General features: G+C 69.5%; 13 protein-coding genes and 1 pseudogene. 8 read left to right on the forward strand and 6 right to left on the reverse strand.

The window, feature by feature from the left end; all coding sequences use genetic code 11:
• The first annotated feature begins 67 nt into the window (after positions 1–67).
• The 5 genes from TU34_RS19205 (at position 68) to TU34_RS19225 (ending at position 9,109) form a co-directional block, all read left to right on the forward strand.
• Positions 68–1,075: an alpha/beta hydrolase family protein gene (locus TU34_RS19205; RefSeq protein ID WP_238981385.1), complete on the forward strand. Its 1,008-nt coding sequence runs from the start codon at positions 68–70 to the stop codon at positions 1,073–1,075.
• Positions 1,076–1,309: 234 nt separating this feature from the next.
• On the forward strand, positions 1,310–2,569 hold the full coding sequence (locus tag TU34_RS19210; protein WP_045824488.1) for an acyltransferase: 1,260 nt from the start codon (positions 1,310–1,312) through the stop codon (positions 2,567–2,569).
• 126 nt (positions 2,570–2,695) lie between these two features.
• Positions 2,696–5,977, forward strand: a complete 3,282-nt coding sequence (locus TU34_RS19215; RefSeq protein WP_045824489.1) for a heterodisulfide reductase-related iron-sulfur binding cluster — start codon at positions 2,696–2,698, stop codon at positions 5,975–5,977.
• A 467-nt stretch (positions 5,978–6,444) separates the two neighbouring features.
• A complete protein-coding gene (locus TU34_RS19220) occupies positions 6,445–7,776 on the forward strand; it encodes an EAL domain-containing protein (RefSeq protein WP_160298556.1) in 1,332 nt (443 codons plus the stop codon).
• Positions 7,777–7,855: 79 nt separating this feature from the next.
• Entirely contained in the window at positions 7,856–9,109 is a 1,254-nt protein-coding gene (locus tag TU34_RS19225; RefSeq protein WP_045824491.1) for a pyridoxal phosphate-dependent aminotransferase, read from the forward strand.
• Between the two features lie 153 nt (positions 9,110–9,262).
• Here the strand turns inward: TU34_RS19225 and TU34_RS24655 are convergent.
• Positions 9,263–9,391: pseudogene (locus TU34_RS24655) on the reverse strand (cupin domain-containing protein); the annotation flags it as partial.
• A gap of 412 nt (positions 9,392–9,803) precedes the next feature.
• On the opposite strand from TU34_RS24655, the gene TU34_RS19235 reads away from it, so the two are divergent.
• Positions 9,804–11,195 carry an exopolysaccharide biosynthesis polyprenyl glycosylphosphotransferase gene (locus tag TU34_RS19235; protein WP_045824493.1) on the forward strand — a complete coding sequence of 464 codons (1,392 nt, stop codon included), beginning with the start codon at positions 9,804–9,806 and terminating at the stop codon, positions 11,193–11,195.
• A 27-nt stretch (positions 11,196–11,222) separates the two neighbouring features.
• Here the strand turns inward: TU34_RS19235 and TU34_RS19240 are convergent, their stop codons facing one another.
• The 5 genes from TU34_RS19240 to TU34_RS19260 are packed head-to-tail and all read right to left on the reverse strand — an operon-like array spanning position 11,223 to position 16,363.
• On the reverse strand, positions 11,223–11,588 hold the full coding sequence (locus tag TU34_RS19240; RefSeq protein ID WP_045824494.1) for a holo-ACP synthase: 366 nt from the start codon (positions 11,586–11,588) through the stop codon (positions 11,223–11,225).
• A complete protein-coding gene (locus tag TU34_RS19245; protein WP_045824495.1) occupies positions 11,585–12,697 on the reverse strand; it encodes a glycosyltransferase in 1,113 nt (370 codons plus the stop codon). The genes TU34_RS19240 and TU34_RS19245 overlap by 4 nt, the downstream gene beginning before the upstream one ends.
• Positions 12,694–15,156: a glycoside hydrolase family 2 protein gene (locus TU34_RS19250; RefSeq protein ID WP_052689056.1), complete on the reverse strand. Its 2,463-nt coding sequence runs from the start codon at positions 15,154–15,156 to the stop codon at positions 12,694–12,696. The genes TU34_RS19245 and TU34_RS19250 overlap by 4 nt, the downstream gene beginning before the upstream one ends.
• Positions 15,153–16,127, reverse strand: coding sequence for a DUF1839 family protein (locus TU34_RS19255; RefSeq protein ID WP_238981386.1), 975 nt, complete (start codon positions 16,125–16,127; stop codon positions 15,153–15,155). Before TU34_RS19255 ends, TU34_RS19250 begins: the two co-directional genes overlap by 4 nt.
• A complete protein-coding gene (locus tag TU34_RS19260; RefSeq protein ID WP_045824496.1) occupies positions 16,124–16,363 on the reverse strand; it encodes an acyl carrier protein in 240 nt (79 codons plus the stop codon). Before TU34_RS19260 ends, TU34_RS19255 begins: the two co-directional genes overlap by 4 nt.
• A 327-nt stretch (positions 16,364–16,690) precedes the next feature.
• On the opposite strand from TU34_RS19260, the gene TU34_RS19265 reads away from it, so the two are divergent.
• Positions 16,691–17,872 carry an acyl-CoA dehydrogenase family protein gene (locus TU34_RS19265; RefSeq protein ID WP_238981387.1) on the forward strand — a complete coding sequence of 394 codons (1,182 nt, stop codon included), beginning with the start codon at positions 16,691–16,693 and terminating at the stop codon, positions 17,870–17,872.
• A 5-nt stretch (positions 17,873–17,877) separates the two neighbouring features.
• Positions 17,878–18,870, forward strand: coding sequence for an amino acid--[acyl-carrier-protein] ligase (locus TU34_RS19270; protein WP_045824551.1), 993 nt, complete (start codon positions 17,878–17,880; stop codon positions 18,868–18,870).
• The last annotated feature ends 96 nt before the right edge of the window (positions 18,871–18,966 follow it).

Consider the following 18,966-nt stretch of genomic DNA (forward strand, 5'->3'; position numbering starts at 1 on the left):
GTCCAACGGCGTGGACCCGAGATCTGTTCCCGACAGCCGCGCCGTCCCGCCGGTATCGTCGGCGCCGATGATCGGTCCCCGTCTCCGCAGCCGCCGGCCGACAGTCGACCCGCGGGGCTTCGTCGCACTGTGCGGCGTGATCGCCCTGGTGGCCGCGATCGCGGTCGTGGTCGCCCTGCCCGTGACCAGCCAGGACGGCCGACATCGGCAGATGAGCCCGGCGTCGGCGGAGGCGTCGCGGACCGCAGCGGCACCGGCCCTGGCCGCGATGAACGCGGTCACGGTGCGCCGATACGTCTACCTCGACACCACCGCCGGCGATCCCGGTCAGGACTACGGCGACCTGTTCCTGCCGCCCGGATCGCACGCCCGGGGATCGCTCCCGTTGGTGGTCCTGGTGCACGGCGGTGGATGGAACTCGCGGTACGGCGCGGGGACGTTCGTACCGTTCGCGCGCACCCTTGCCGCGCGTGGGCTCGCCGTCTACAACCTCGAGTACCGCAGGCTGGGATCCGGGGGCGGATGGCCGACGACGTTCACCGACGTCGCCGCCGGTGTCGACTTCGTGCCCACCCTCCTCGCCGACAACCCCGCCATCGCCACGGCCGACAGCACCCTCGTCGGACACTCCGCCGGAGCCCAGCTCGCGGTGTGGGCGGGCACCCGGCGACCGAGCACGACGCAACCCCCACCCGTCCGCGCGATCTGGCGCCCGACCCGCATCATCTCCCTGGCCGGGCCCCTGAACATGCGAGCTGCCGCCGATACCGGCGACCGACGCGTGATCCGCGCGCTCGGGGGCACGCCGACGCAGGTACCCGACCGCTACCGGGCCGTCGACCCCATCGAGAACCTCGACCCGAGCGCGTCGATCACGGTCGTGCACGGCACCGCCGACACCGTCGTGCGTCCCAGCCAGTCGACGACATACGTGGAGGCACTCACCCGCGCCGGCGGACGTCCGCGGTTGGTGCTGCTGCCGAAACAGACCCATTCCGCGCTGGTCACCTCGACCTGGTCGGCGTTCCCCCGTGTCGTCGACCTCATCGTCTCGGCCGCCCGCGCCGTGCCCTGAGCGAAGCGATCGTGCACTGCCCTGAGCGAAGCGATCTAGCACTGCGCTGAGCGAAGCGAACGGGCACCGTTCTGACAGCCCGTTCACAGGTCCGCCCGCCATCCTGGAGACCATGACATCAGCCGACGACACCGCCGACCGGATGCGCTCGTGGCCCAGATCACGATTCTGGGTCTGTTCCGATGCCACTGGTAGCGTCGCGGCGATGCTCTCCCCCGCCTCGCGAGCAGATCGATGACGTCGACGCTCGCCGACGCCGCGCACCGACAGGCGACCGCACCGGTCGCCGAGTCGGCGCCGCGCACCCGTCGGGGGCATCTCCACCAGCTCGACTTCCTGCGCGGGAGCACGTTCCTGCTGGTCATCTTCTGCCACGTGTTGACGAACACGAACGCGTCGGACACCTCGTTCGCGACCAACGCGCTCGGTATGTGGGGGCACTTCACCCGCAACGCCTTCTTCTTCCTGACCGGGTTCGTGCTCATGTTCGGCAACTACGACAAGGCCGATTTCGCGTCGCTCCGGTTCTGGCGCCGCCGCCTGAAGCTCGTCGCGATCCCCTACCTCATCTGGTCGGTCGTCTACTGGGCGTTCTCCGTCGTCGCGGCGAGCGGTTGGTCGCAGCTGCCGTTCTCCCTCGACTCGCTCCTGAGCGGTCTGGCGTGGGGCACCGCGGGCTTCCACCTCTACTTCCTGTTCGTGATCATGCAGTTCTACGTCCTGTTCCCGGTGATCCTGTGGATCGTCCGGGCCACGAGGGGACACCACCTCGCACTGCTGGTCGTGAGCGGCGCGGTCCAGCTCGCGATCCTGTGGTCGCTCAACCACCTCAGCGCGCCGGAGGGCAGCTGGCTCTACGTCAACTGGTGGCACGCGTACTCCACCTTCATCCCGTACCAGTTCTTCGTGTTCCTGGGCGGGGTCGCGGCGGTGCACCGCGACCGCGTCGACGCGTGGGTCCGCGCCCACGGATGGTGGATCGTCGTCGGTCTCGTCGCGAGCGCCGTCTTCGCCTACGTCACCTACACCCAGCGCGTCGACAGCGGGCAGACCCCCGTCGACGCGGGCTTCGCACTCAACCCGACGCTGCAGCCGTTCATCTTCTTCGCCATCACTGCGCTCTACAGCGTCGCCGTGCGGTGGTCGGACCGCCGTGACCGCACGCCGCGGTTCAATCGCGTCGTCGCCTACGCCTCCAACCGGTCGTTCGCGATCTTCCTCGCCCACGTCCTGGTGCTGCAGCTGCTGATCCTGCCGCGCATCGACGTCACCTCGAAGGGCTGGTTCGAGCAACATCTGGGCGTGCCGTGGGCCACGATCGTGGTCTATGTGCTGACCGTCGCGATCACGCTCGTGGTCGCCGAGGTGCTGCGTCGCGCACCGTTCGCGCTGTATCTGACGGGCCGCCCGAGAATTCCGTTTCGCCGTGATCGCGCATCGGCGGCGTCGGAGCGGAAGGGTACCGAGCGAGCGCTCGAACCTACTCGCGGGTAACCAACATCACCCCAGGTGAGAACTTAGGTGAACCTTCGCTGCGCGCACCGGCCACCAGGCCTTAACGTTTAGGCAAGGACACCTGGGCATCGGCCGCGATCGCCCTGGAGAGAAAGGCCCCTCGCCTTGAGCGCCACGACGATCACGATCGGCTCCATCGCCGCACTCATCAGCCTCGGCTGCTGGGCACTGTTCTTCTCGGGTGTGTGGAAGATGATCCGCACCATCGCCCAGGGACAACGCGACCTCACCCGGCTGACGCCGGTCATCCCCCGCTTCAAGCAGATGATGATCGAGTTCGTCGCCCACACGCGGATGGTCAAGTTCCGCACCGTCGGCTGGGCCCACTGGCTGGTCATGATGGGCTTCGTCGTCGGCTCGCTGCTGTGGTTCGAGGCCTACGGCCAGACGTTCGACCCCGAGTTCCACTGGCCGCTGTTCGGCGACACCTTCGTGTGGCACCTGCTCGACGAGCTGCTGGGCATCGGCACCGTCGTCGGCATCGTCACCCTGATGATCATCCGCCAGCTCAACCACCCGCGGGTGCCCGAGCGGCTGTCGCGCTTCGGTGGGTCGAACTTCCGCGCGGCGTACTTCGTCGAGGCCGTGGTGCTGCTCGAGGGCCTCGGCATGATCTTCGTCAAGGCCGGCAAGATCGCGACCTTCGGCGAGGCCCACGTCGGCTCGGACTTCTTCACGATGCAGGTCGCGAAGATCCTCCCGGAGAGCCCGCTGCTGGTGTCGATCTTCGCCGCCATCAAGCTGCTGTCGGGCATGGTGTGGCTGGCCGTGGTCGGTCGTCGCATCACCTGGGGCGTCGCATGGCACCGCTTCTCGGCGTTCTTCAACATCTACTTCAAGCGTGAGGACGACGGCGGCGTCGCACTCGGTGCGGCCAAGCCGATGATGTCCCGCGGCGAGCTCCTCGTGATGGAGGAGGCCGACCCCGACGTCGACGCCTTCGGCGCGGGCAAGATCGAGGACTTCACCTGGAAGGGCTGGCTCGACTTCACCACGTGTACCGAATGCGGTCGCTGCCAGAGCCAGTGCCCGGCGTGGAACACCGGGAAGCCGTTGTCGCCCAAGCTGTTGATCACCTCGCTGCGTGACCACGGCTACGCCAAGGCGCCCTACCTGCTGGCCGGTGGACGCACCGATTCCGCCGGCGACGAGGTCGGTCTCGTCGACGCCGACGGCAACGTCGACCAGGCCCGACTCGACAAGATCCCGGCCGCCGCGCGCGCCGAGGCCGCACGTCCCCTCGTCGGACCCAGTGAGGGCGAGGGCGCCGGCGGCGTCATCGACACCGACACCCTGTGGAGCTGCACCAACTGCGGCGCCTGCGTGGAGCAGTGCCCCGTCGACATCGAGCACGTCGACCACATCATCGACATGCGCCGCTACCAGGTGCTCATCGAGTCCGACTTCCCGTCCGAGCTCGCCGGTCTGTTCAAGAACCTCGAGAACAAGGGCAACCCCTGGGGCCAGAACTCCAAGGACCGCACCAACTGGATCGACGAGATCGACATCGACATCCCCGTCTACGGCAAGGACGTCGACACCTTCGAGGGCTTCGAGTACCTCTTCTGGGTCGGCTGTGCCGGCGCCTACGAGGACCGCGCCAAGAAGACGACCAAGGCCGTCGCCGAGTTGCTCGACATCGCCGCGGTCAACTTCCTCGTGCTCGGCGAGGGCGAGACCTGCACCGGCGACTCGGCGCGACGCTCGGGCAACGAGTTCCTGTTCCAGATGCTGGCCCAGCAGAACATCGGCACCCTCGACGAACTGTTCGCCACCGCGCCGGCCCAGCCGAAGAAGATCGTCGTCACCTGTGCGCACTGCTTCAACGCGCTGGGCAACGAGTACCCGCAGGTGACCGGTGAGGACGGCCAGCCGGGGAAGTTCGAGGTCGTCCACCACACGCAGCTGCTCAACCGCCTCGTGCGCGACAAGCGACTGATCCCCGTGGCCCCGGTGGCCGAGGACGTCACCTACCACGACCCCTGCTTCCTCGGCCGCCACAACAAGGTCTACGAGGAGCCGCGCGAGCTGATGGCGGCGTCGGGCTCGGCGCTGCGTGAGATGCCGCGCCACGGCGAACGTTCCATGTGCTGCGGCGCCGGTGGCGCCCGCATGTGGATGGAGGAGTCGATCGGCAAGCGCATCAACCTCGACCGGGTCGACGAGGCCCTCGAGACCCTCGACGGGTCGGGCGAGAAGAACCAGAAGATCGCGACCGGCTGCCCCTTCTGCAAGGTGATGCTCAGCGACGGCACCACCGCCAAGACCAGCGGCACCGACCTGGAGAACAAGGTCGAGGTCGTCGATGTGGCGCAGCTCCTGCTGGAGTCGGTCACCCGCGGCGCCGCCGAGATCAAGCGCGGCGGACGCTTCCTCGGTCCGGCCCCGAGCGGAGCGGGCGTCAACGGCACGGTCGGCACCGCGACGCTCGACAAGACCGACGCCAAGGCGGAGGCGGTGACCGAGCAGACCACCGCGGCCGAACCCGCCGACGCCGCCGCGCAGGCGACCGGCACCGCCGTGAAGGAGAAGCCGAAGGTCGGACTCGGCATGGGCGGCGGCATGAAGCGTCCCGGCCAGGCCGCCAAGGCCGATGCACCCGCCAAGGACACCTCGGCGGAGTCGAAGGCCGCGCCCACCGAGGCGGCCTCGACCGCGGCCGCACCGGAACCGAAGGCCAAGGGCTTCGGCATGGCCGGCGGCATGAAGCGACCGGGTCAGGCCGCCAAGGCCGCACCGGCTGCCGAGTCGAAGGCGCCCACGCAGGCATCCGAGGAGAAGACCGAGAGCTCCGCCGACGCCTCGGCGTCCACCCCGGAGAAGACGGAGTCGGTGGCCGCACCGGAGCCCAAGGCCAAGGGCTTCGGCATGGCCGGCGGGATCAAGCGACCGGGTCAGGCCGCCAAGGCCGCACCGGCCGCGAAGGCCGAGTCGACCGCCACCGAGCCGCAGGCCGAGCCCGCCGAGGCGGAGCCCGCGAAGGCCGAGCCCGCACCGAGCGAGTCCGCGTCGGCCGAATCCGCTGCTCCCGCACCGGAGCCGAAGGCCAAGGGCTTCGGGATGGGCGCGGCGAAGCGTCCGGGCCAGGCGGCGAAGACGTCGGCACCCGCGGCGCCGAAGGCAGAGGCCACCCCGTCCGAACCCGAGAAGGCTGAACCCGAGAAGACCGAGCCCGCGAAGGCCGAGTCGAACGGTGCCGCAGAGCCGAACGGCAGTGCCGAGTCGAACGGTTCCGCAGAGTCGAACGGCAGTGCGGACTCGAACGGCAGTGCGGACTCGAACGGGAACGGCAGCACCTCCGGTGATGCGAAGGTGATCACCGAGACCGGCGCGTCGAAGGCAGCCGGCTTCGGGATCGCGGCGGGGAAGAAGCGCCCCGGCGCCTGAGAACCGTGGACGACCGTGTCGCCGCAGCCACCGTGTTGTGAGTTACACCAAAAGGTGACGCCAGGCAGTGGTCCACCGCATAGCGACCGAGACCGGCCGGTGCACACGCTCGTGTGCGCCGGCCGGTCTCGTCCTCGGTGGGGCGGCGACGCGCGTCGACGGTGACCGCGATCACGCGACCCGGCCGGACAGCGAGCGTATGTCGTTGCGGCACAACGGCTCCCGAACTCGGCGCGTGGTCACCGCTCTGTTGTCACCGACGCGGGCGGATGTCGTCACACGTGACGCGAACTCGATGCCGACCGCCCGCGACCACCCGGCTCGGTCGAGCGTGGCCGTCACCACATTGCGTCGATCTGCACGTTTTCGGCGGTCCGCACCCCGACAGGCCTGGCTATCATTTCGCGGTACGTTCGATCGACAGCGGGTGTCGCTGTCGTCATCGCGATCGACGAGAGGGGCACCGCGTGTCAGCGCAGCACGGCGTGCCCGGTTCTTCCGAGTCGGTCCCGACCCCCGTCGATCCCGGCGCGCACACCGATCTACAGCGGTCGGCCGTCTCGATCCCCGATGAACACCTCGCCGTGGTGGCGATCCGCATGGAGGCCGCCGACCGCATCGCCGCAGCGTTCGGTCCCGGTGCCGGATCGGCGGTGCGTGGGGCCACGATGACCGCTCTCGCCGAACTCGTCGGCGACCGCGGCGCGGTGCTGCGGGCGACCCCCGATCACGTCGCGATCCTCGTCGACTCCTCCGCTGCCGACCTCGATGACCTGGTGAAAGCCCTGAGCCGGCGACTGGCCACCACCATCGACGTCGACGACGTCTCCTACTTCGTGCAGACCCACATCGGGGTGGCGCTCCCCGGCGACGTCCCGCTCGATCACCCCGCATCGCCTCCGGCCGGCGTCGAGGCGACCGGTTCCCGCCGGGCCGACGACCTCATGCAGGCCGCCATCGCGGCGGTGCACTCGGCGTTCACCCGCGGAGCCCATCTGGCGTATGCCTCCGAGGTGTCGATCGCGGGCCTGCAGCGCGAGGTCGAGCTGGCCGCCGAACTGGCGACGGCGGTCGGCGAGGCGTTCACGCTGCATTATCAGCCGATCGTGATCGTCGACGGCCTCGAGGTCGTCGGCTACGAGTCTCTGTTGCGCTGGACGGTCGACAACCGCGTCCGCCTGCCGGACACGTTCCTCGATGCCGCCGAGGAGACGTCGCTCATCGTGCCGATCGGGCGGTGGGGGGTCGCCGAGGCCATCCGACAGCTCGCGCAATGGCAGACCGAGAGCGGCAATCCCGGGCTGTTCATGTCGGTGAACTTCTCCTCACAGCAGCTCTTCGACCGCGATCTCGCGGCCCACATCTCCGCCACCCTGGCCCAACACTCCGTCGCCGGCGAGACCCTGTGGATCGAGGTCACCGAGCGCGACATGATCACCACCGACTCCCCCGCGTCGGCCACCATCCACGAGCTCGCGGCACTCGGATGTGTGATCTGCGTCGACGATCTCGGGACGGGGTACGCCGCGTTGCGCTACATGGTCGACCACCCGATCAGCGTCGCGAAGATCGACCGGTCGTTGGTCGCCGACATGGGCGACGACCCGACCAAACGGAGCATCGTCGAGACGGTGTGCCGCCTGTCCGACGAGCTCGGCATCGTCAGTGTGGCCGAGGGCGTCGAGGACCGCGCCCAGGTGGCGTTGCTGCGGGAGGTCGGGTTCACCCACGCGCAGGGATACCTCTTCGGCCGTCCGCAGCCCGCCCCGTCGATCACCCCGCCCGTCGCACGCGTCTGACCGACCGCCGCACGCGTCTGACCGACGAGGTCGACGCCCGTGGCGTTTATCGCGTTGCGCGGGGTGCGATCATGGACCGGTGAGCAGACCGCGCGTACCCCACGTCACCACCACCCTCAAACCGCTCGAGCAGTCCGCGAAACTCCGCGACGTCTGCTACGAGATCCGTGGACCGGTACACGCGCACGCAGCACGCCTCGAGGCCGAGGGACACCGCATCCTCAAGCTGAACATCGGCAACCCGGCCCTGTTCGGGTTCGCCGCACCCGACGTGATCATGCGCGACATGATCCACGCGATGCCGTACTCGCAGGGCTACTCGGAATCGGCCGGCGTCCTCTCGGCCCGCCGCGCCGTGGTGACGCGCTACGAGACGATCCCCGACTTCCCGTACTTCGACGTCGACGACGTCTACCTCGGCAACGGCGTCTCCGAGCTCATCACGATGACCATGCAGGCCCTGCTCGACGACGGTGACGAGGTCCTCATCCCGGCGCCGGACTACCCGCTGTGGACGGCCATGACCGCGCTCGGCGGCGGGAAGCCCGTGCACTACCTGTGCGACGAGGCCAACGAGTGGAACCCCGACATCGCCGACATCGAGGCGAAGATCACCCCCCGCACGAAGGCCCTGGTCGTCATCAACCCGAACAACCCGACCGGCGCGGTCTACTCACGTGAGATCCTCACGCAGCTGGTCGATCTCGCGCGCCGGCATTCGCTGCTGCTGCTCGCCGACGAGATCTACGACAAGATCCTCTACGACGACGCCGAGCACATCAACATCGCGTCACTCGCCCCGGACCTGCTGTGCCTCACGTTCAACGGACTGTCGAAGGCGTACCGGGTGTGCGGATACCGCGCCGGATGGGTCGCGATCACCGGACCCAAGGACCACGCGAAGGGGTTCATCGAAGGGCTCTCACTGCTCGCGTCGACCCGCCTCTGCTCGAATGTGCCCGCGCAGCACGCCATCCAGGTCGCCCTCGGCGGGTATCAGAGCATCGACGATCTCGTGAAACCCGGCGGCCGCCTGCTCGAACAGCGGAACGTGACGTGGCAGAAGCTCAACGAGATCCCCGGGGTGTCGTGCGTGAAGCCGATGGGTGCGCTCTACGCGTTCCCGAAGATCGACCGCGAGTACTACGACATCCACGATGACGAACTCTTGGTGCAGGATCTGTTGTTACGCGAGAAGATCCTGGTCGTGCAGGGCACCGGGTTCAACTGGCCGACACCGGATCATCTGCGGATCGTGACGCTGCCGTGGTCGCGTGATCTCGTCGACGCCGTCGAACGACTGGGCAACTTTCTCGCCGGCTACCGGCAGTAGGGTGGGCGGCGATCCCGGGTCCCGGCGCGTCAGTCGCCCGTGGACACGCATCGCGAGACGGATGGGCGCCGGGATGTGTTGCCGCAGAACGGCGTGTTTGCGCACGTAGACCGGTATCTCCCACAGCGCCCAGGTGCCGGCGGCGAACACCGCGGAATCGCCGGGGTGCAGCACACGTGATGGGCAACCGTGGGCCGAGACGCGTACCGCGCCGTCGATGATGTGCACGGTCTCGTCCGCGGGGAAGTACCAGTCGAAGACACGCGCCGTGCAGTCCCACACCCAGGTCGTGGTGCTGCCGTCGCGGCTCGAATCGCACCGCGCCTCGCGCGCGACGGGTGAACCCGAACGGATCCACGCCGGGTTGACCGGGGAGACGACCATGTCGACGTCATCGGGCGTGTAGGCCCTGATCGGCGGTACGGCGGTCGGGTGACGGCGGGGCATCGCGGCTCTCTCGGTGTCGATGACAGGAGGGTACGCCACGGTATCGGATAAATCGGACGTCGGAAACTCTTGTGGTGTGTTCGTACGCCCGAGGCGAGTCATGCAGTTCACTCCACACTGGACATTCTCACTAGTGAATCTGTGACAAGATGTAACCGGCAACGCGGTTCGTGTGGGGACACGTGCGTTCCAGGGGGAAGGTGATCCGCGTCGTCGGGTCACGCAGTTCCATGTTTTGGGGGAGTTCATGAGCGTCAGGAATTTTCGCGGCGTGGCCGAGGTCGCTTCGCCGCCGCGACGTGTCCGTCGCGTGGCCTTCGGGCGGCAGCGCATCGACGCCGTCCTCGTCGTGCTCGAACTGGTCATCGTGACGATCCTGCTCGCCGCCGCCACGGAGCAGCGCTGGCCCGCGCCCGAGGCGGCGGTCTTCGTCGCCCTTCTCGGCACCGGAGGGCTCTACCGCTCGCGCCTGAACGCCTCTGCGCTGGAGGTACTTCCGCGTCTGGCCGGATTCTGCGTGCTCGCCACACTCGCCGTCGTCGTCGTGTTCGATCCGACGACACCGATCCTGCGGGCGGGTGTCGAGGCCCTCGGTGTGGCATCGGTGCTGTTCGTCGTGCGGGTCCTCTACTACGCGGTCGTGCGAGCGCGCCGCCGCAGCAGGCCCGCCATGCGTTCGCGCACCGCGATCGTCGGTGGCGGCATGGTCGCCTCGAAGATCCTGCAGAACCTCGAGCAGCACCCGGAGTTCGGGCTCGAACCGATCATCGTGGTCGATTCCGACCCGCTCCCCGAGATTGTCGAATGGGGCACACCGGTCACCGACGGCGTCGAGAACCTGCGTGAGATCGTGATGCGTCACAACGTCGAGACGGTGATCGTCGCGTTCAGCCGCACCACCGACCAGAACTACGTCTCGCCGCTTCGCCAATGCGACGACCTCGACTGCGAGATCTTCATCGTCCCGCGCCTGTTCGAGTTCGTGCACCTCACCAACGACATGGACCGCGTGCACACCATCCCGCTCGTCCACGTCCGCCGCAGCGCCCAGCGCGCATGGTGTTGGCACGCCAAACGTCTCGTCGATCTCGTCGTCTCGTCGCTGGCGCTCCTGCTGGTGTCCCCGGTCCTGCTCGTGTGCGCCCTGGCCATCGCGGTCACCGACCGGAGCGGACCGATCATCTTCAAGCAGCAACGCACCGGGCGCAACGGAACCCTGTTCCACCTGTACAAGTTCCGGTCGATGCGCCCGGTGTCCGCGGCGACCTCCGACATCGACTGGAGTCCCGACCGATCCCTGCGGCTCACCGCCATCGGTCGGTTCCTGCGCAAGACCTCGATCGACGAACTGCCGCAGCTGTGGAACGTGGTGCGCGGCGACATGTCGCTGGTCGGTCCGCGTCCCGAACGGCCGCATTTCGTCGAGCAGTTCGAGAGCACGGTGCCGTCCTACCAGCACCGTCACCGCGTGAACGTCGGTCTCACCGGCTGGGCCGCGATCAACGGGCTGCGTGGCGACACGAGCATCGACGACCGTGCGATCTACGACAACTTCTACATCGAGAACTGGAGCATCTGGCTCGACGCCAAGATCATCCTGCTGACCTTCAAGGCGATGCTGCGCGGCACCGGCTCCTGAGCCACCGCCGGTGAATGCGTGCCCGGGTCAGTCGATCTCGGCCAGCACGACCGCCATCGCGTGACAGTCGGTGTGCGACAGGGTCACGACGATCTCGCCCCACCTCTGCGACCGTGCGCGACGCGCCATCGCACCGTGGAGCCGTAGCGTCGGTGCGACACCGGCGCCGACGACCTCGATCTCGGTGGGGACCGTCGCCTCGTCGGTGACGGCGAGCGCCTTGATCACCGCCTCCTTCGCCGCGAACCGCGCTGCGAGTCGCGCGGTGTCACCGCGTGCCGCGGCGAGCTCACCCGCGGTGAACACCCGCGCCAGGAAGCGCTCACCGAACGCCTCCACCGATTCGGCGATGTCGGACAGCGCCACCAGGTCGCATCCGAGTGCGTGACTCACCGTGCCACCGCATCGACCAGGTCCCGCATGGAGCGTCGGAAGGTGCTGCGCGAGAACGTGTCCGCGTGCCGTGCGATACCGGCACGATCGAGGGCTCCGTCGTCGAACGACGTCATCGCCTCCGCGAGCCGGGCGACGACCTCGTCATCCGGGCCGCCCGGCACCAGGACGCCCGAGACGCCCGGCACCACCGTGTCGAGCGCGCCTCCTTCGGCGACCGCGATCACCGGGGTGCCGCTCGCCATGGCCTCCACCGGGACGATCCCGAAGTCCTCCACACCGGGCATCACGAGGGCGCGTGCGGTCTGCTGCAGTCGGGTCATCTCCGCGTCGTCGACGCGGCCGAGGAACGTGGTCCCCGGTCCGGCGAGGCTCTCGCACAACCCCTGCCACCGACCCGACCCGGCGACGACGAGTCGCACACCGGCGAGCCGGGCGGCCCGCACGGCGAGATCGGGTCGCTTGTAGGGCACGAGGCGTCCGGCGAGCAGGAAGAAGTCCTCCCGCGTCGCGTCGGGGTCGACGGTGAAGCGTTCGGTGTCGACGGGCGGGTGGATCACCACCGCCTCGCGGCCCCACCACCGTTCGATGCGGTCGGCGACCTCGGCGCTGTTGGCGACCACCGCCGTGAGCCCAGGTGCCGCACCGGATTCGGCGCGTCGCGCCACCGCCGCGAGTGCGGCCAGCGCGGCCCGTCCGGCCGGGCCCGAGGCCTCACCGGCACGCATCTCGCGGTCCCAGGCCCACCGGGCCGGGGAGTGGACGTAGGCGACGGTCGGGATGTCGCCGGCGGCGTGCGCGGCCGACACCGCGAAGGCGTGATGGCTGATGACGACGGCATCGACGTCGGCGAAGGAGCTGCGGCGCAGTGCGGTCGGGACGAGGGGCAACAGCGGTGCGTAGGTGCGTCGACCGATCATCCGGTGTGCCGCGTCGAGCCGGGACACGTCGACGCGTCCCCGCAGGACGTCGACGACGGCGTCGGGATCCGCGATCGGCACCCGCAGGTGCGCGTCGGGCCACTCGACGGCGAGTTGTTCGACGACGTGCTCGCTGCCCGCGATCTCGGTGAGCCGCTCGTGGACGAGCGCGATCCTCGACCCGCTCACGGGGCCATCGAGACGGTCACCGGCGCGGCGAGGTCGAGGCCGAGTACGCGCCCCCGGGGACCGCGCTCGTGGTCGGTCCCGGCCGCGGGGGTGAGCGCGACGTCGTAGGGGCGGCCGGCCGCGAGGTGGAACACCGAATCGGCCGGAGTCCATCCGGGGCAGTCGATCTCGACCCACCGCGCGGTGACCGCCGACTCCAACCGCACCGACCAGCAGCCGTCGACGACGTGGGCCGCCGCCTGCAATGTGCCCGCGGGGATCACGACGGCCTCGGTGGCGGGTCGCACCACGAACACCTCGCGACACCGCGGCGCCCCGTCGACGCTCAGCACCACCTCCACCGCGTCGGCGGTACGTGGCCCGAACCGGTGGGCGTCGGAGAGGTCACGGAAGACACCGGTGATCTCGCTGTCGTACAGCCGCACCGACCCGTGGGGGGCGACGGCGACCGCCGCGACGCCCTCGGCGACGACCGGCCCACCGTCGGTGGTCGCGCACAGCGACACCTCCCCCACCAGCGGCGTGGCGGTGTCGTTGACGACGTCGACCGCGATGCCGGCGAGACCCGCGTCGCGCACGAGCACCGCGACCGGAGCCCACACCCGGCGGAGGACCGACAGCGGCAGTTTGGGGTCGCCGTCGACGTCGATGAGGCCCCAACCCGCACCGGGTGCGGTGTCGGCCGCGGTCAGCACGAGCGCACCGCCGCAGCGGGGATCGGTGCGCCAGTGGGCGTGAGCGGTGGCCATCGCCTCGGCGACGGCGATGCGACCGAGCTGCAGGTGGCGCTCGGGGTCGCGGCTGCGGACCGCCGAGGGCTCCACGCCGAACAGTGCGGCGACATAGTGGTCGCGGACGTCCTCGAAATCCCAGGCCGAACCGCGGTCGCGGGGTACCGCGGCCTTCCACTCGGAAGTGTGCCCGGCGGCCGCCGCGGCGCCGAAGTGCCGCTCGACCGCCGCGGGCGACGGCGGGATGGAGAAGGCGAGACATTCGGCGGCGAAACGGACGTCGGCACCGACGACGTCGGCGACCGGGCGGCGGTATCCGCCCACGCCGAACCAGTGACTGACGCCGGTGTCGGGTCGGAGCGGGAACGCGTCGCTGCCGGGCGGGGCGCTCGGCGACGACTCGACATAGGGCAGACCGTACGCGGCGGCCCGGTCGGCCAGCGTGGTCTCGATGAGGGGCATCATCCGGCCCTCACGCGGGAGTCCGAGCATCACCGGTTGCTGCACCGTCTCACTCCCGCCGCTGACCACGGCGATCGACGGGTTGCCCGACACCGCCCGCAGCATCGTGTCGAGTTCGGCGTCGACGGTGCCGTCGAGATCGGGCGGCGGGTCGAAGGTGGCGAGCATCGTGTCCTGCCAGATGAGGAGTCCGAGTTCGGCGCAGACGTCGGCGAATTCGGCGTCCTCGGGCAACAGTCCGCCCGGGATCCGCACCATGGTCGCGCCGGCGTCGGCGAGCAGGTGCAGGCGCCGCCGGATCGCGGCGGGCACGTCGGGCACCGCGCCGGGACGCACCGGGGTCCACACGGCGCCGCGGGCGAAGATCGGGACGCCGTTGCCGACGAGGGTGAAGCCGCCGTCGGTGGTGTCGACGGTGAGCGTCCGGAACCCGACCGTTCTCGTGGTTGGTGCGCCGTCGGCGGTGGCCGCCGTCAGCCGGTAGAGGGGTTGTTCGCCGTACCCATGGGGCCACCAGAGTCGGGGCCGGGCCACGGTGAGCGTCGTGGTGAACGCCCCGTCGGTGACCTCCGCGGTCGTCTCGATCACCCGCCCGTCGGGATCGACGAGACGCACGGTCACCGTCGCGGTGTCCGCGCCGGTCCCGTCGGGGTCGAGGCAGCGACCGCGCACGGTGACGACACCCGTGGTCGGGTCGGCGTGGACGTCGAGATCGACGACCGCGGCCGCGTCGGTCGTCGTGACGCCGCGCCAGAACCCCACCGGGGCAGGCACATCGCCGTAGACCTTCGCGCGACCGAGCAGCGTGGTGCGCGCCCACCGCAGGCCCTGGGTGGCCACCAGCGACGACCGCCAGCGTCCGCGGGGGCGTCGCGTCGACGCCCATGCGGTGAGCGACCCGAATCGCACCACGATGCGGTGTCGACCCGGTCCGACCGTCGTCGCCACGGGCAGGAACATCGAGGTCACGGTCGCCACCTCGACGTCGTCGACGAACACCGACGCCGGAAAGCTCAACCCCTCGAACACGATTCGTGTGGTCGCGGCGACGTCGGTGTCGGTGACGAACCACCAGTCGAGGTCGTCGACCGAGGCGTCCGGCGGGCACAGCGCACGCCACCCGTCGACCGCGTCGACCACCGTCGGGCGCGGCATCGGTACGCCCCCGCCGAGGACGTCACCGGCGAGGCCGGTCGGGTCGATCACCGCGCCGGCGACGGTCGCCACCAGCAGACCTCCCGGCAGGGTCGTCGCGACGGCGCTCACCCCACGGAGGTGTCGACGATGTGCAACGCCGCGTCCCACGCGGTGGCCATCGCCGCCAGCGTCTCGCTCGGATCGACGGCGCGGCCGCGGGCGGCACGCGCCATCCGGAACTGCACCGACTTGGCCCCGGATGCCACCTCCAGGAACGGTTCCCGTGCCGCAGCCGCGCCCGTGGCACCCAGCGACTCGAGCCACACCACGACGTCGGCGGCGAGTTCGGCGGTCGAACCGCACTGGCGCAGCGTGGCGAACGCCCATCGGTGGAAGGTCTCGAGGCCGGCGTCGGGCAGCCACGCGACGGCGTCGCGAACCGAGTCCGCGAGCCGGTCGACCGGGTTGCCCGGGGCACGCCGATCGAGATGTGCGCGTACGAGTTCCAGGGCACGCTCGGGTGCCGCGGCGGTGACGGTGCGGCGGATCTGCTCGGTGTAGGGCGGCAACTCGGGGTGCATACCCGACCCGAGACCGAACACACCGTCGAAGTCCTCGCCCGTGAGGCGATGGGCGCCGGCGTTGTGCAGGTACACCATCTCCCGTGCGTCGCGGTCCACCGACAGTGGGACGATCGTGGTCTTCACGTGGCCGCTGCGGTAGTCACTGCCCGCGGTGTCGGGCAGCCACCAGCTATCCACCTCCACGGTGTGCATCAGTCCCCGCGCCGGCCCGCTCTCGACGGTCTCGAGCACCGGGCGCCACAGCGCCTCCTCGGTGACCTCGATGCCGTAGAGGACACGCAGGTCGTTCTGCTCGGGCTTGATGAACGTCCACTGCCCGCCGTCGTGGTCGGCGGCGAACACCGAGATCAGCGACGGCACCGGGTCGTGACCGAGCAGATGCAGGGTCTCGACCCACAGGTCGACATAACAGTTGGTCTCCGGCCAGACCCGCTCGGCGTCGGTGTGGATCCGGTGCGCCACATGATGTTCCGGATCGGCGAGCCCCGCCGAGGAGACCATCGGCGCGGCGGTCATGCCGGGACCAGCCTCCCGACGACCGCGGCGAGGTTGTCCACGGTGGCGAAGGTCGACTTCTTGAGATCGGTGTCCGGGAACTCGATGTCGAACTCGTCCTCGAGCGCGAGCATCACGTTCACGCTCGCGTGCGAGGTGAGACCCAGTTCATAGAGATCGACAGAACTGTCGACCGACATGGCGTCGACGGACATCTTCCCGTGTGACACGAGAATCCGACGGATCTGGTCCTGCATCGTGTACTTCCCCCTGAATCAGCTGTTGCCGTGAGTGGCGTTGCCCGGCCGGGTCTTCCGACCGGTGCGGTGTGACGTCGGGACTCCCCCGCCCCATGTGACGTCGATCGGGTCGCGCAGTGTGCTGCAACGCCTCACCGTCGATGAGGCATCTGCAACTCGTCAAACCTCGACCTTTGCGATACCGTACCGAGGAACGTACCGCAGCACCACGCGTCGGGTCCACGCGCGCTGACGAGACGTTCACCATCGCCGAGGTCGTCGCCGACGTCGCCGATGTGCACGGCCCACAGATCAATATTCCGATCACCCGGGGGGGTAAGTTCGGTGACAATCACCGCTGTACGCACGTCCGAAGCCGTCGAGGCACCTGATCCGACCAGCACGGTCGCGGTCGCCGCTGCCCACACCGACGACGTCGATCGCAACGCACGTTTCCCGTTCGAGGCCGTCGACGAGATGCGCTCGTCGGGACTGCTGTCCTGCTCACTGCCCGTCGAACTCGGTGGGCGCTCCACGTCGATCACCGACCTCTGCGCCATCGGACGCAAGCTCGGTGCGGTCTGCAGCTCCACGGCGATGATCTTCGCGATGCACCACACCCAGGCCCTGTCGCTGCGCTTCCACGCGACGTCGGGTGCGGCCGCCGAACTCACCCGTGCGATCGCCGAGTCCGACGCCCTCCTCGCCTCGGCGACCACCGAGATCACCACCGGTGGTGACGTCGGCAGCTCCACCTGCGCGGTCGTCGTCTCCAGGGACACAGCCGGGGGCGACACCGTCGTCCTCGACAAGAACGCGCCGGTCATCTCCTACGGCGAGTACGCCGACTACGTCTTCGCGACCGCGCGGCGCACCCCCGACAGCCCGAGCAACGACCAGGTGCTCGTCGCGTGTCCGCGCGCCGACACCCGGCTCGAGAAGACCGGTACCTGGGACGTTCTCGGCTTCCGCGGCACCTGCAGCCCCGGCTTCCAGCTCCACGCGCAGACCTCGGCCGCCCACGTGCTGCCCGTCGACTACGCCACCATCTCCGCGCACACCATGCTCCCCGCGTCGCACACCCTGTGGGCGTCGGTGTGGCTCGGCATCGCCGACGCCGCGATGGGCAAGGCCCGCGCCCAGGTCCGCTCGGCGGCCCGCAAGTCGCCCGGCGGATCGCCGCCGCCCCAGGCGGTGAAGTTCGCCGATCTCACCGTCGTGCACCAGCGTTTCGTGTCGTCGGTGGCCCGCGAGATCGAGCGCTACGAGGCGTTTCTCGCGAGCGGGGAGGAGCACACCACGGTCGGCTTCACCCTCGCCATGAACAACCTCAAGCTCGACGCGTCGACCACCATCGTCGACGTCGTCGTCGGTGCCCTGCAACTCTGCGGCATCAGCGGATACCGCGAGGACCACCCCGCATCGATGGGGCGCCTGCTCCGCGACGCGTTCGGCCCGCAGCTGATGGTGTCCAACGACCGCATCCGCGCCAACAACGCCCAGCTCGTGCTGGCCTACCGGGGGTGACGGACATGACCGTGATCACCGATTCGGGCACCGCCGAACCCGCCACCGCCACAACGACAACAACGACCACCGCACCGTCGGAGCTCGACCGGGCGCGCGCACAGTTCCGTGACGATCTCATCGACGCCGGGCTGCTGGTGCCCTCGGGCATCGACGGCCTCTACGGCCGCGGCGCGATGTTCGAGGACGTCATCGACGCGATCGACGAGGTCGTCGTCGCCGCCGGTCGCGCCGCGCACGCCGACGCGCCGCGCCGGCTGAGGTTCCCACCCGTGTTCCCGCGCGAGTCGTTCGAGAAGACCGACTACATCGCGTCGTTCCCGAACCTGACCGGCGCCATCTCGACCTTCACCGGCGACAACCGGGCACACCGCGCGCTGCTCGCCGACCGCGAGTCGGGTGTCGACTGGGATCACCACCTCGCCTCTGCGGGAACGATGCTCGTCTCGGCCGCCTGCCACCCGAGCTACTCCACGCTCACCGGCACGCTGCCCGACGGCGGTGTCCTGATGGACGTCTACGGGTACTGCTTCCGGCACGAGCCCGCCGTCGACCCCGCACGCATGCAGGCGTTCCGCATGCACGAGTTCGTGATCGTCGGGTCGCCGCAGCAGGCCGAGAACCACCGCGACAGCTGGGTGCCCCGGGGCCTCGCCGTGCTCGACCAGCTCGGCCTCGCCGCGCGCGACGTGCCGGCCAACGACCCGTTCTTCGGCCGCGCGGGAAAGATGCTGGCCGCCAACCAGCTCGACGAGAACCTCAAGACCGAACTCGTGGTGTCGCTGTACGGCGATCTCGACGACGGGACGGCCGTGGTGTCGTGCAACTGCCACCGCGACCACTTCGGCGAGACGTTCACGATCGCGACGGCCGACGGCGGTGTCGCACACAGCGCCTGCGTCGGATTCGGCATGGAGCGCATCGCCCTGGCGATGTTCGCCACGCACGGCCTCGACGTGTCCGCCTGGCCCGCGCAGCAGCGCGGCCTCATCGCCTGACCCGCGTCGACGGAGTCGAGACGAGAGTCCGATGAGCCTGCCCGACGAGACCCGACCGCCGATGGCGCCCGTCGCCACGACACGGGTGACCCGTTC

This window comes from Williamsia herbipolensis, from assembly GCF_000964005.1.
Classification (GTDB): domain Bacteria; phylum Actinomycetota; class Actinomycetes; order Mycobacteriales; family Mycobacteriaceae; genus Williamsia_A; species Williamsia_A herbipolensis.

What these genes read in the sequence shown, in the direction of transcription:
- TU34_RS19255 (WP_238981386.1), bottom strand. Translation starts at nt 16,127, where the DNA reads ATGACCGCCGCGCCGATGGTCTCCTCGGCGGGGCTCGCCGATCCGGAA.
- TU34_RS19260 (WP_045824496.1), bottom strand. Translation starts at nt 16,363, where the DNA reads ATGCAGGACCAGATCCGTCGGATTCTCGTGTCACACGGGAAGATGTCC.
- TU34_RS19210 (WP_045824488.1), top strand. Translation starts at nt 1,310, where the DNA reads ATGACGTCGACGCTCGCCGACGCCGCGCACCGACAGGCGACCGCACCG.
- TU34_RS19235 (WP_045824493.1), top strand. Translation starts at nt 9,804, where the DNA reads ATGAGCGTCAGGAATTTTCGCGGCGTGGCCGAGGTCGCTTCGCCGCCG.
- TU34_RS19205 (WP_238981385.1), top strand. Translation starts at nt 68, where the DNA reads ATGATCGGTCCCCGTCTCCGCAGCCGCCGGCCGACAGTCGACCCGCGG.
- TU34_RS19270 (WP_045824551.1), top strand. Translation starts at nt 17,878, where the DNA reads ATGACCGTGATCACCGATTCGGGCACCGCCGAACCCGCCACCGCCACA.